Origin of the sequence: Leptospira perdikensis (genome assembly GCF_004769575.1) — a bacterium.
Classification (GTDB): domain Bacteria; phylum Spirochaetota; class Leptospiria; order Leptospirales; family Leptospiraceae; genus Leptospira_A; species Leptospira_A perdikensis.
Genome location: NZ_RQGA01000003.1, coordinates 830,061 through 844,127, shown reverse-complemented (window position 1 = coordinate 844,127; position 14,067 = coordinate 830,061). Strand labels below are relative to the sequence as shown.

Sequence of the window (14,067 nt, the reverse complement as noted above, 5' to 3'; positions counted from 1 at the left end):
TATGTCACAATCACTGGGCTGTGGCTTGGATCCAAACCCCATCTTCACGATAACGTGCCGGATCGGAAAGGACCGAAACGGACCCAGAATCCAAAACCGGGAATGTGGGAAGGTAACCAATCTTCTTAGTTCCCGATCGAAACCAAAAATGCAACCAATTGTAGTGCCAAGAATAATCAGACCAGGATTTTCCAAGAACCCGTTCGGTATAAACAACCATTCTCGGCACGGTTCGGTAATCGATCCTACGAAATAATTTCAAAAAAGGGATCTCTTCTACATTTCCCGTTTCCGTTTTACAGGACCAAGAAAGGTTGGTTACAGAGTTCACTGAACCAGCGTTTGTTGGAAAGTCCCAAAGATGTAACCTTTCCTTTTCTTTTAAAATACGAGAACCTTCAAAATAAGCAGTCTCGACAAGATTCATTCCCTTCCCTTCCAAAGAACGTATATTGGTTGGACATTTCCAAGAATACACACCTAAAGATTTTTGGCTGTCCGATTGAGGGAGGAGAGAAAAGAAAAAAACAAATCCAGTCTCTTTCATTTCTTTTTTGAGAGAACGCATCAAACTGGCGCCAGATTCATTCAAATATATTTGTACAGTGTCGTTCTCTTTGTTTGAACTCACTAATTCTTTTACTGATTCAATGACCTCGGATGTGTCTGGCCTCTGGGAACGAATTACTTTCCAACTAAGTTGATTTCGTTTGTGTTCTTTAGGATTGAAGGTAAAAAGATAAAACTCATCTTTATAGGGTAACAAAAGTATGGTGGGAAGTTTTGCTGATTCTAAATTTTTAACCGACTCTTCTTCTGCTTTTTTCTGGAATTGACTTTCCGTTTCTCGGCTATCTGCATATGTAGAATCAAAAAACTTAGATTCTCGTGCCGTAGAAAACCCTGACAGGTATTGAAATTGTTTGTCAACGAATTGAATTTGAAACAAGGAATGGGGATTTCCTTTCTGGGAACGAATCCACTTTACGGAATTGTATTTATATATAGAATCGAGAAGTCCCCAAACATCGTTATCATCTCGCAAATGACTAAGAGCATATTCAAAAAACAAATCGGTCGAAAATGCAAGTGGTCTGTAATTGCGAATGTAATATAAATCTTCGTAAACATTGTTTTGAAGATAGTCTGCTACCCCATCACGAATGTTTCCATTCACCGGTCCTTTTTTACCAGAAGCTGTATGTGCAAAAACAAATCCAAAGTTACGGAGAAACTCTGCTGCATAGAAAGTATTTTCTTCATCCAAAATCCCCCTACTCTTTGTTAACTCAATTGTGGACTTACGAAATTCCTTTCTATAAATTTGGTTATACCCTTGTAAGATGGTCGCAGCATATTCCAACCGTCTCCATTTTTTTTCTTGGGCCATATAGATGATTTCGTCTGTCATTCGAGAGGACAACTCTGGATTTTGATCCATCAACATTTGGGAAATTCTAAGTTTGGGCCAGATGTCTGATTCTGTTAATTTTTCTGGATCTTGGATTTTTTGTAAGGCCTTGAGTGCGGCTTCAGGACCACTCACTTTGTATAAAGATACAGAAATCAAATCCTTAACACCCGTAATGGACATTGGTTCATTTAAAAATGGATGATGGATGTCTGCTGACCAATTGTTTAAATCTAATTTTAGATAATAATCTAAAGACTTTTTATATTCTTTTTGAAAATAAGCAAGTGCACCTAACTTCACATACACTCGATTCAGAATCGAAGTTTTTTTTCCCTTTGCTGATCGTAGGAAATTCAACAAAGACTCTTCTGCTCCCGAATAATCCCCACCTAGAATTTGAAAAAAAGCCATCCGTTCGTTGGAATTTTCGCTAATGGATCCATCTGTGATTCTTTCCAAATCCATAATCATTTTTTGTAAATGGATTCCTTCTCTCACAAACCCAAGAAAAGATAGTTTGGCGGGAAGATCTTCGTCAATACGATCGAGTAGAGGAATCCATTCCAAATTAGGATCTTCAAAAAAAGGTGAACTGACTCGGATAATGTTCACAAAATGTTTGTGCATATCCTTTTCCTTTCCGGAAGGAAGGTCAATGTAGTATTGTAAACGGAATACACGACATAACGAATAGTAAGGTTTGTTTTTTTGGCAGTCCATTCGAATCATGGACTTTTTTTCATCTTCCCCAGTTTGGAAAAGATTAGTTCGCATGTTTTTTGCTAGGTTGCGAAAATAAGTGTTGGGTTCTTTTTGGATATAATTGTCCAAAATCTTGATGGCTTGAACCTCTTCACCTTGTGACTGTTTCCAAAGAGAAGTCAGCAAAAAATCCGCAAAAGCATATTCTCCTTTTTTCGTTCGCAAATCATAGAGGATATTGGCGATACCCACTTTATCTTTTTTGCGTAGGTAATATTCCCCTAACATAAGATAGTAGTCGATCTCTTGGATTTGGGACATTCCTTCCGGGTTTTTAAATCGAAATTCGTCCCTTGCATTTAAGATTTCTTTTCCTTGGATTAGGAGTTTGGAGGAAGATCCCGATGCCACCCAACCATGATTTCTTTGGGATTGGCCCATTAAATTTCCCGCCGGAAGTGCGGAAATACAACATAGAAAAATAGAAAGTGACAGGCGATTCATCATCGTATCCATTATTCTTTAGGACCAATCCTTTTGGTCAAGTGACATAACAATTCATGGCAGAAAGTTTCAACTACCAGTCCATTGTGGAGAGTTTTGACGAATTTTTAATCTATGTAGATCCCTTCTTAGAAATTCAATTTTCCCGCACTTCTCCCAATCTCTACCTGCCACCTGATTCCATTTCTACGGGAAAACATATCAATGACCTACACATCATTCCAAGAGATGCCCTCATCCTCACCAACCTTTGCCAAGAAACATTAGCAAGAAGGACTCCGTTTCAATTCACAACAAGCCTTCTTGGAAATCCCTTTCGGATCTCAGGAAGGTATTTGGAATCTAAAAATACACCCGGTGTGATTCTACGTGGAGAACCTAATTTTAGTATAGAAAATGTAATTTTAGATAGTGGTCCTTATGTAATCTTTCGATTTAAATTTGATTCTGAGTTTTTAACTACTTATGTATCTCCCAACGTTTCTCTCAACCTAGGTTATCAAACTGGCGATTTTAAAAAAGGGATGTTGAAACCAGATGACCTCATCCATCCAGATGATATTGAAAAAGCACATCTAGACGAAAGAGAACAAATCAAAAACAAATCACGTACCTACCAAAGAGAATACAGATTCAAAAAACAGGACGGAACCTATATTTACGTTTCCGATTATAGTGTTGTTAGTTATTTCAGTTCCCTCCCCACTGAAAAAATTTCTTACCTCATTGATATCACCGGCAGAAAGGATAAAGAATTAGAAATTCTTAAACAACGAGATGAATTAACAAGGGTCAAACTTCTCTTTGAAGAAACCAACGCAGCAGCAAACGTGGGAGCCTGGGATGTTGATTTGGTCAATCACACATTATATTGGGCAAAAGAAACAAAACGAATCCACGAAGTAGCTGATGACTATATCCCTGAACTAAATACAGCTTTTGAATTTTACCCTATTGAATCAGATCGAAATCATTTATTATCTGCTTTTAACGAAGCCGCAACCAATGGAACCTCCTACGATTTAGTTTTACAGATAAAAACAGTTACTGGAAAATTCAAATGGGTAAGAACCATCGGGCATTCTGTATTTAAAGATGGGATATGCATTCGAGTATTTGGAAGTTTCCAAGACATTACAAGAAGTGTTCATTTAGATTTACAACGAGAAGAAGCTCTCGCCAATTTAGAAACCATTCTTGATGCCACAACACATGTAACCATCATAGGGACAGACACGAATGGAATCATCACCCATTTCAATAAAGGTGCCGAGTACCATTTACAATACAAAGCCGAGGAAGTTGTTGGCAAAACTTCTCCGGACATTTTCCACATACCAGAAGAAATACAAACTCGAGCAAATGTTCTTTCCAATAAATTTGGAGTTCCCATTTCTGGCTTTGAAACTTTTGTATACAAAGCACAGTTAGGTGAATATGATTCTAACGAATGGACTTATGTTCGAAAAGACAAAAGCAAATTTCCCGTCCAACTGGTTGCTACTGCAACCAAAAACAAAAAAGGTGAAATTACTGGTTATTTAGGAATTGGAATTGATATATCAGCCCATAAAGCCACCGAAGAAGCGTTACGTGCCAGTGAAAGCCGTTGGCAATTTGCTTTGGAGGGTTCGGGAGATGGTATTTGGGATTGGAATTCTCAAACAAACAAAGTTTTCTTTTCCAACCAATGGAAAAATATGTTGGGTTATTCTGACGAAGAAATTGGTGCAGATGTATCCGAATGGGAATCAAGAGTTCATCCAGAAGACAAACCAAATTACTTTTCCGCTTTAGAGAAACATTTTAATGGAAAAACCAATGTTTACGTCAATGAACACAGAATGTTGTGTAAAGACGGAACTTATAAATGGATTTTAGACCGAGGGAAAGTCACAGAATGGACAGAAGATAAAAAACCCCTTCGAATGATTGGGACTCATACCGACATCACAGAACGAAAGTTACTTGAACAAGCTCTTATCGTGGCACGTGAAAATGCAGAAAAAGCCTCTCAAGCAAAATCAGATTTTCTCGCCAATATGAGTCACGAAATTCGAACTCCACTCAATGGTGTGATTGGTTTTTCTGATCTTTTACTGCGAACTGATCTTAACCAAGTTCAGAAAAAATATATGGAAACCGTATATCTTTCGGCAAATTCCCTTCTGGATCTTATCAACGATATATTAGATTTTTCAAAAATAGAATCAGGAAAGATGGAACTCTATAAAGAGAGAATCAACATTTACGACTTACTCCATCAAATTGCAGAAATCGTAAAACACAAAGCATACGAAAAGGGACTCGAGCTCATTCTCAATATTTCACCAAAAGTTCCAAGAAACATATTTGTAGACTCTTTGCGACTTAGGCAGATTCTTTTGAATTTAATTGGTAATGCTTTAAAATTTACCTTAAAAGGTGAAATCCAAATCAAGATTTCTGCAGAACCAAAGGGAAATAATGAATATCTACTTTTATTTGAGGTAATTGATACTGGAATTGGTATCAGTCCAGAAAATAAAGATAAAATTTTCGAAGTTTTTTCACAAGCAGATACATCCACCACACGTCAGTTTGGTGGTACCGGCTTAGGATTGTCTATATCTAGCAAATTACTAAACCTATTTGATTCAAAAATGGAATTAGAATCGGAACGAGACAAAGGGTCCCGTTTCTTTTTCAAAATCCTAACTCTTGCTGACAATGAAAGAAATATAGAACCAGAACTAAACAAAATCAAAAAAGTGATGGTATTGGATGATAACGAAACCAACTTATTTGTGATCGAAGAAATGTTATCCCATAAAGGAATTGAAGTAACTAGTTTTCGATCTCCCAAAAAAGCATTGGATGCAATCAATTCCGGAATTTTTTACGATGTAGTCATCTCAGATTTTAATATGCCTGAAATGAGTGGCCTCGATTTTTTTGAGACCCTTTCAAAAACGGCAGAAACGAAACACTTTAAGAAACCATTTTTCTCACTACACACTTCTTCCAATGAAGAAGGTATCTATGAAAGAGCACAAAAAATCGGCATACAATCCGTCTTACTAAAACCCATCCAAACCAACATTCTTTATGAAAGTTTGGACAAATTGATTTCCGGTAACACTACAGAAGTTGCCACATCAAATTACGAACCGGTACACCCAATCCAAACCAATGAGAAAATCAAGGTAATGATTGTTGAAGACAATCCAGTAAACATGATGTTAACCAAAGCGATTGTTCAAAAATCTTTACCTGGAACCATTATTATTGAAGCAGCGAACGGGTCTTTGGCCGTAGAAAACTTTATCCAAACAGAACCACAATTGGTATTTATGGATGTACAAATGCCAGAAATGAATGGTTATGATGCGACAAAAGCCATCCGGAAACTAGAAAATGGTAAACTTGTCCCTATCATTGCCCTCACCGCCGGTACTCTGTCAGGTGAAGAAGAACGTTGTCTCGATTGTGGAATGAACGATTATATTTCCAAACCTGTTGTATTAAAAACCATAGCGGAAAAAATGAAACATTGGCTACAAATCGAATAATCCGCTAGTCAGATGGACGATTTGTACAATATATCACACAAAACTTAATCCTATTTTCATAACAGCCATTGATTCTCGTATTCGGTCTGTAGTGGTGATTCAACCATTAAAGATCCATTTCCGAAAAAGAGGTCATTTATGGCAGAACAAACCCAACACGCTTTGGGAGATTTAGCCGCACGCCAACTGGCAAATACGGTAAAAACAAATGCACAATACGGTGCAATCACTCCACGTTTTTTAGTTAGGTTACTTGATTGGAAACCTTTAGAGGCAGGGGTTCTCCGAGTCAACCGAGTCAAATCCAATTCACAAGTGGATGTACTTTGTGGACAAAAGGGAGAACAAGAACTTCCAGAAACTTTTGTTAACTATGAAGAAAAACCTCGTGAATACACTCTTAGTTTAATTTCTACAATCCTTGATGTACAAACCAGAGTTTCTGATTTATACAGTTCCCCACATGAACAAATCAATGAACAACTGAGACTTGCCATTGAAAGTGTAAAAGAAAAACAAGAATTGGAACTCATCAATAATGAAGATTATGGATTATTAAAAAACGTTCCGGCTCATCAAAGAATTAACACAAGAAAAGGACCTCCTACTCCTGATGATTTAGATGATTTAATCACAAAAGTTTGGAAAGAACCATCTTTCTTTTTAGCACACCCACTAGCGATTGCTGCTTTTGGTCGTGAATGTACAAGAAGAGGTGTTCCACCGGCCACCGTAACTCTGTTTGGTGCACAATTTCTAACCTGGAGAGGACTTCCACTCATTCCTACGGATAAACTTCTTGTGAATGGTGAAACAAATCCAAAGTCTGCGGCAGGAACTTCTAGTATCTTACTCTTAAGAGTTGGTGAAAAAAAACAAGGGGTTGTAGGTTTATACCAATCCAACCTGCCAGGGGAACAAACTCCGGGACTTTCTGTTCGTTTTATGGGAATTAATCGATCAGCAATTGGATCCTATTTGATTTCACTCTACTGCTCAGCAGCCATACTCACTGACGATGCGATTGCTGCACTCGACAATGTAGATGTGGGAAATTATTATGAATACAAATGATCCGAGTTTTTTAAAATTAAAACCGGACTCGTTCATCAATGGTTCTCCTTCTCAGTTTCCTGATGAAAAAACATTAGAAAAAATGGCGAAGGAAATGTTTGGAGTTTTGCAATCGTTTGGTGGAAGTAACGTTCCTACAGCGAGTTTTCCATCAAATGCCTTACCTTCGCAAAATTTACCAAAAGAGTCCTTACCTTATTTAGAAGACTTAAAATTAACAGATACAGGCTTTTCTTATTCTGATTTTCAGTCTTTTCCAAGTATCGGTTTACCTCAGTCAGGTGGTGGGAACCTCGCATCCGCAAGAAGAGATTTTCCGATCCTAACCGAAACAGTCAATGGGAAACCTTTGGTTTGGCTCGACAATGCAGCTACCACACAAAAACCAACTTCGGTGATAGAAAGATTATCTCATTTTTATCTACATGAGAATTCCAATATCCATCGTGCAGCCCATACTCTGGCGGCAAGATCCACCGATGCTTATGAAAAAGCAAGGTCACTTGTCCAAGGGTTTATTGGAGCCGGGAGCGTTGAAGAAATTGTTTTTGTCAGAGGAACCACAGAAGGAATCAATCTCCTTTCCAATATTTTATCTGACAAACACATCCAATCGGGTGATGAAATACTCATCACTCATTTGGAACACCACGCAAACATTGTTCCTTGGCAAATGGTCTGTGCTAAAAAAGGCGCAAAGTTACGAGTGGCTCCCGTAGATGATTCAGGACAAATCATTCTAAGTGAATACGAACGTTTGTTAAACTCCAAAACAAAAATTGTATCCATCACACAAGTTTCGAATGCTTTAGGAACCGTGGTTCCCGTAGAGGAGATGACAAAGTCTGCTCATAAAGTAGGAGCCCTTGTGATTGTGGATGGAGCTCAGTCCGTATCACATATGCCAGTGAATGTTCAGGAGATTGATTGCGACTTCTTTGTTTTTAGTGGTCACAAACTTTTTGCTCCGACTGGCATTGGTGTGGTTTATGGAAAAAAATCCATTCTCGACAGTTTACCTCCTTGGCAAGGCGGAGGGAATATGATTAAAGATGTCAACTTTGATCACACTACCTTCCAAGAAGCACCGTTCCGTTTTGAAGCAGGAACTGGAAACATCGCCGACGCTGTAGGCCTTGGAGCTGCTATCGAATATCTGAACCGATTTGGAATGAAACAAATTTCAGCCTTCGAACACGATCTATTGGAATATGGCACCAAAGAATTGTTAAAGGTTCCAGGTCTACGTCTGATTGGAACAGCCAAAGACAAAGCGGGTGTGTTATCCTTTGTCATTGATGGATTCAAAACAGAAGAGATTGGAAAAAAATTAGCGGAAGAAGGAATTGCTGTGCGTGCCGGTCACCACTGTGCCCAACCAATCTTAAGAAGATTTGGATTGGAATCAACAGTGCGACCTTCCCTTGCTTTTTACAATTCTTGTGAAGACATTGATGCACTCATCCGAGTGTTGTACGGCTTAGGAAGTCAGAATCGAATCGGAATTTAGTTCAAATGGTGAAATCCAAACCTTGGATTTCATTCGAACTTCTAACTCGCACTTCTGATTTCTGATACACAACGGAATATGGAGGAATGCTTTGGGTAATCCAAGCATTCCCTCCGATAATGGATTGTTTCCCAATCACCGTTTCTCCACCGAGGATGGTGGCTCCTGCATAAATCACAACACCCTCTTCAATTGTTGGATGGCGTTTTTGTTTCGCCAAAGACTTGTTTACCGACAAAGCTCCCAGAGTCACACCCTGATATATCTTTACATTATCAGCAATTTGTGTAGTTTCTCCGATCACAATCCCTGTTCCATGATCCATAAAAAAGGCTCTTCCAATTTCCGCACCAGGATGGATGTCAATTCCAGTTGCCTCATGAGCCACACCCGACAAAAGTTTTGGAAAAATAGGCAAAGACGACTTAAAAAAATAATTGGCAACTCTGTGTACTGCACCAGCGTAAAACCCTGAATAGGCGAGAATCACTTCATGGATACTTTCTGCCGCAGGATCTCCTAAAAAAGCAGCTTCTGCATCTTCCCACATCCATTGGTATAACCCAGGAAGTTTGGCAACAAAGTTATGTAAAATATCATCTAACGCAACAATACGACCCAGTTCTTTATCCGCATAAGTTGCATAAGGTTCGAGTAAGTTCTTCCAACGAATTCGAAAGAGTTCCAATTGGTCCATAATTTGCTCTTTGGAAGTGAAGTTACGTTCAGAATGGTATCCAGAAAAAAGAATGGAAAACAATTCTTCTAAAAAACGAATTGCTACTTGTTTTCCTCCCACCACGGATTCCGGAATGGATTGGCGATTTAGTATGGAAGTATATAATTCATCTTGTCCGTTTGATAACATATACCTACTAACTGGGATTGTGAAAATGAGAGAATTCGCAAAATTGTTGGGAGAACGAAAACCAAATCAAAGTTGATAAATCAGATGTACATTCATGACAAAATATTGAATGAGATTGTCCGAATGACCCCATTTCCATCTCATGGACATTGTGCTAGTCTCTGTTTCCAAACTTTCCAAAACCATCGGCGAAAAAAAACTTTTTTCAAACCTTGATTTCTCTATCAGTGAAGGAGAAAAACTTGCCATCGTTGGTATCAATGGATCTGGTAAATCCACCCTACTCCGTGCCCTTCTTGGAAAAGAAGAAACGGATTCCGGGCAAATCATTAAAAACAATAATCTTAAAATTTCTATCCTCGACCAAAATCCCGTCTTTGATCAAAACGAAACTATCCTCGACCATATTTATAAGGGAGATAACAAACTCGTCAAAACCATTCGCCGTTACGAAGACATTTGCGAACGAATGAGTGAAGGAGAAGAAGGACTAGATGATGAGTTTACAGAAATTTCCCAAGAAATGGACAGACTGTCCGCATGGGACTACGAACAACAGGTTAAGTCCATATTAAAAGAGTTAGGTGTTGAAAAGTTAGAAAGAAAAATGTCTGAGTTGTCGGGTGGGATGCTTAAAAAAGTAGAACTCGCAAAATCACTCATTGATGAAAGTAATTTACTCATTTTGGATGAGCCAACAAACCATTTAGATGTAAAATCCATTTTATGGTTAGAAGATTATTTAGCAGGACTTGACAAAGCCATCCTCCTCATCACCCACGATCGTTATTTTTTAGATCGAATTGTAACTAAAATTTTGGAACTGGATCGCGGCAGTCATTTTGTTTATGAAGGGAACTATTCCATTTATTTAGAACGAAAAGTGGAAAGAGAAGAAACCCTCCAGAAACAAGAAGATAAAATCAAACAATTTCTAAAACAAGAAGTGAAGTGGTTGAAACGCCAACCCAAAGCACGATCCACAAAACAAAAAGCTAGGATTGATCGTGCAAGTGACCTCCAAAATAGAGAAAAACGAGAAATACAAAAAGATTTAGAACTGAGTGTTGCTGCCAAACGCCAAGGGAAAACCATTTTAGAAATTCATAATTTGAAAAAAGGAATCGCCGATCGACTGCTCATCAATGATTTCACATATACTTTCAAAGCCAAAGAAAGACTCGGTATCATTGGACCAAACGGAATTGGGAAGTCCACACTTTTGAATTTGATGGCAGGTCGCATTACACCTGATAGTGGATTTATCAAACCAGGGATGAACACGAAGGTAGGATATTTTGATCAAACCAGTTCCGAACTTCCACTAGAAAGAAATGTATTAGATTATATCAAAGATGTTGCCGGCGAAATGATCGAAACCGAATCAGGAGAAAAAATTTCTGCCTCAAAAATGTTGGAAAGGTTTCTTTTTGATGGAAAATTACAATACACACCCATCGCCAAACTATCTGGAGGTGAAAGACGCCGCCTTTTCCTCGTTCAGATCCTAATGACAGGTCCAAACTTTCTAATTTTAGATGAACCAACAAACGATTTGGATATCCAGACCCTTTCTGTTTTAGAATCCTTTTTAGATGAATTCCCCGGCACCGTTGTGATTGTTTCTCACGATCGTTACTTTCTCGATCGTACGGCAGAAAGCCTTCTCATTTTTCGAAAAGAAGGAAAACTGGATCATTACATAGGGACCTTTTCTTCCTTCTTGGAAACCGATTCTTTAGAATTAGAAAACGAACAAAGTTCCCCAAAACCAAAAGAAGTTCCGCAAATGACAACAGTTTCGGACAAACCACAAAAATCCAAACAAGACCAAAAGAAACTATCCAAATTAGAGTCGGAGATTGCCAAACTAGAATCTTCCAAACAAGAACTTGAAACCAAATTGAGTACATTCGCAAATGATCATACGGAACTTCAAAAAATATCTGAAGAAATCCAAAAGATAGAAGCGGAAATTCTTTACAAAATGGAGGAATGGGAAATGCTTCATTCCGAATGAGGACTGTCCTTTATACACGAATTTTTATTTGGACACCCATCATCTTTATTGGGTACTTCATCTCAGCACAAATTGGTTTTAAAATTGCCTTCTTAAATAGCCAAGTGTCTCCCGTTTGGCCCCCAGAAGGTGTAGGCCTTGCTTCTCTCTTACTTCTCGGGCCCGTAGCTCTTCCTGGAATTTATCTAGGAGCGACCTTAGCCAACTTCTTTAACAACCCACACATTCAAACAGCGTTTATTATAGGAATTGGAAATACACTCAGCAGTTATATCAACTATAGAATCATCCAACGAGTGGTTGAAAAAACAGATCCCATTTACTCTACCAAAAACTTAATTTATTTCCTAAGTATAGGAACCATTCCTGGATCGTTTATTAGTACAGTTCTTGGTGTCACTAGTTTATGGTATTGGGACTTTTTATCCACAGAACTTTACTTCAACGTGTTTTTTACATGGTTCTCGGGAGAAATGTTGGGGTTTCTCATTGTTGCTCCTTTACTCTATGTTTGGTTCCATCCCAAAGCCAAATTGAAGTTGGAACTTCATAAACAAATTGAACTGCTACTTTGGATCGTTTTGGTTTATATTTCGGGAACCATTGCTTTTAGTGATGAGTGGCCCCTTCTCTTTTTACCGATTCCCTTTGTAATTGTCACAAGCATTCGCTTTCGACAATTCGGTGCCACGTTGGCAACCGTTGTACTCGCATTTACAGCCGTTACACTCACCATAGAAGGGAAAGGTGTTTTTGCCAGAAGAGACGAAAGTGGACTTTCAATCAACGACTCACTGATTTTTTTGGATGCGTTTTTGTTTTGTATCAGTGGTATTGCTTACTTTTTGGTTACAGCAACCAGAGAAAGGGAACGGGCCCAACAAGCTTCTTTAAAGTCCTTACAAGTGCTGAATGAACTAAAAGAAAAAGCAAATGAAGAACTAGAAAAAAAGGTTTTAGAAAGAACTGCTGTCATCGAAGAACAAAGAAGCGAAATAGAAAAACAATTGGATATGGCCAAAAGGATCCAAGAATCTCTTTTCCCTCAAAAAGAAGTTTCTCCCGAAGGAGTGGAAATTCTTTTTAAAAACATTCCTATGATGAAAGTTGGGGGAGATTTGTATGATATCGTCTGGAGACCCGAAAAACTAGAGTTAGGTGTTTTTATCTGTGATGTTTCCGGTCACGGGATTCCTGCAGCCCTACTCAGTGCCCTTGTTAAAACTTCGCTTGATAAGTGGAAGGAAGATCCCTCCGACTTAAAAGAAAATTTAGAATCGATTCGTAACCAAATCATTCCCAATCTTCGGGAACATTTTGTGACCGCAAGTTTACTCCACTTACATACTGATTCAGGGGCATTGACTTTTGCAAGGGCAGGACATTTTCCCCTTTTTATCATTCGAAAGTCCGGAGCGCTTGTTAGTTTAAAACCGATGGGAAGAATCATCACTCCTATTTTTGCCATTCTTGCAGAAGAAGAAAAATTCCAATTAGAAACAGGGGATTTAATAGTGATGTTAACCGATGGCCTAACTGAAGCTAGGGCACCGGAGTCGTTTCAAATGTTTGGAGAAGAAAGACTACTTCATTTGATCCGTGACATGCGAAGCCTTCCTTTAATCGAAATCCGTGACCAGGTATTTCAATCTGTCATTCAACTTTCTGGAGGCATCACAGCCATCCAGGATGATTTGACTTTTGGCCTCATTCGTTATACGGGAAGTACAGAAGAAAGGGCTAAAGTTTAATCATTTCTTGATTCTTTGGGAAAATCCAAATAAATCTGATCAGTTGCTTCTTGAAAACCACGCAAATACAATGCGGAGAAAATACTAGGTTCATTGGATAAGTTTCCGTAATCTCGCATTTCAAAAAGATAAGGAAAGGGAAGATACCAGGGACTCAAATAACGAGTTCCGGAATGAGTACTTACTTTTTCAGAAACCAAACTATTTTTATGGTATAACTTCACTGTAACATCCAAGGTCACTTTTTGTTTACAAGGAATGATACAAAGAGTCACCAATTGAAACACTTGGCTCAAACGACCATCTTCCCAATCACTTCGGGGTCGGTTTGCCGTAACGAAGAATACATAATCTGTTTTTACATCTGTCAGTTGGAATTCTTTTTCATCGATATTATGTATGGAAATCACTTTCCATTGATACCGAGTCCTTCCGATTTCTTCTTGTTTTTTAGCAAAATATTGTGCGGGAGAACCTCCAAATAGAGGCCTGGACTCCACCAAACCCCTGTAACTTGGTTGAAAATAAATTCTGTTTTGGTTCAGAATCGTTACCGTATCACTAATTTTTCCTTTTGTAGAATCATTAGAAAAATTTTTTAAACCACGATCTAAATTAGCAAAGGAACAATGAACATAGAAAATAAGAAAACTTAAATAAAGATACTTCACTA

General features: G+C 38.4%; 8 protein-coding genes. 5 read left to right on the top strand and 3 right to left on the bottom strand.

The genetic code is table 11. The features are described 5' to 3' along the window. Window positions 1-10: 10 nt before the first annotated feature. Window positions 11-2,620, bottom strand: a complete 2,610-nt coding sequence (locus EHQ49_RS05275) for a hypothetical protein (protein ID WP_135577032.1) — start codon at window positions 2,618-2,620, stop codon at window positions 11-13. 56 nt (window positions 2,621-2,676) lie between these two features. On the opposite strand from EHQ49_RS05275, the gene EHQ49_RS05270 reads away from it, so the two are divergent. The 3 genes from EHQ49_RS05270 (at window position 2,677) to EHQ49_RS05260 (ending at window position 8,755) form a co-directional block, all read left to right on the top strand. Beyond that, complete coding sequence (locus EHQ49_RS05270) at window positions 2,677-6,171, top strand: PAS domain-containing hybrid sensor histidine kinase/response regulator (protein ID WP_135577031.1); 3,495 nt, start codon at window positions 2,677-2,679, stop codon at window positions 6,169-6,171. A gap of 138 nt (window positions 6,172-6,309) precedes the next feature. Then, window positions 6,310-7,245 (top strand): family 2A encapsulin nanocompartment shell protein, encoded by a 936-nt coding sequence (locus EHQ49_RS05265; RefSeq protein ID WP_135577029.1) that lies wholly within the window; start codon window positions 6,310-6,312, stop codon window positions 7,243-7,245. After that, the gene (locus tag EHQ49_RS05260; protein ID WP_135577027.1) at window positions 7,232-8,755 is read left to right on the top strand and encodes a family 2A encapsulin nanocompartment cargo protein cysteine desulfurase; all 1,524 of its coding nucleotides are present in this window, start codon (window positions 7,232-7,234) and stop codon (window positions 8,753-8,755) included. The genes EHQ49_RS05265 and EHQ49_RS05260 overlap by 14 nt, the downstream gene beginning before the upstream one ends. 1 nt (window position 8,756) lies before the next feature. On the opposite strand, the gene epsC is transcribed toward EHQ49_RS05260, so the two are convergent. Then, window positions 8,757-9,623, bottom strand: coding sequence for a serine O-acetyltransferase EpsC (gene epsC, locus EHQ49_RS05255; protein ID WP_135577025.1), 867 nt, complete (start codon window positions 9,621-9,623; stop codon window positions 8,757-8,759). Between the two features lie 142 nt (window positions 9,624-9,765). On the opposite strand from epsC, the gene EHQ49_RS05250 reads away from it, so the two are divergent. Then, the gene (locus tag EHQ49_RS05250; protein WP_135577023.1) at window positions 9,766-11,643 is read left to right on the top strand and encodes an ABC-F family ATP-binding cassette domain-containing protein; all 1,878 of its coding nucleotides are present in this window, start codon (window positions 9,766-9,768) and stop codon (window positions 11,641-11,643) included. After that, the gene (locus tag EHQ49_RS05245) at window positions 11,640-13,394 is read left to right on the top strand and encodes a PP2C family protein-serine/threonine phosphatase (protein WP_135577021.1); all 1,755 of its coding nucleotides are present in this window, start codon (window positions 11,640-11,642) and stop codon (window positions 13,392-13,394) included. The genes EHQ49_RS05250 and EHQ49_RS05245 overlap by 4 nt, the downstream gene beginning before the upstream one ends. Here the strand turns inward: EHQ49_RS05245 and EHQ49_RS05240 are convergent. Continuing rightward, entirely contained in the window at window positions 13,391-14,065 is a 675-nt protein-coding gene (locus EHQ49_RS05240; RefSeq protein ID WP_135577019.1) for a hypothetical protein, read from the bottom strand. The genes EHQ49_RS05245 and EHQ49_RS05240 overlap by 4 nt on opposite strands. Between the last annotated feature and the right edge of the window lie 2 nt (window positions 14,066-14,067).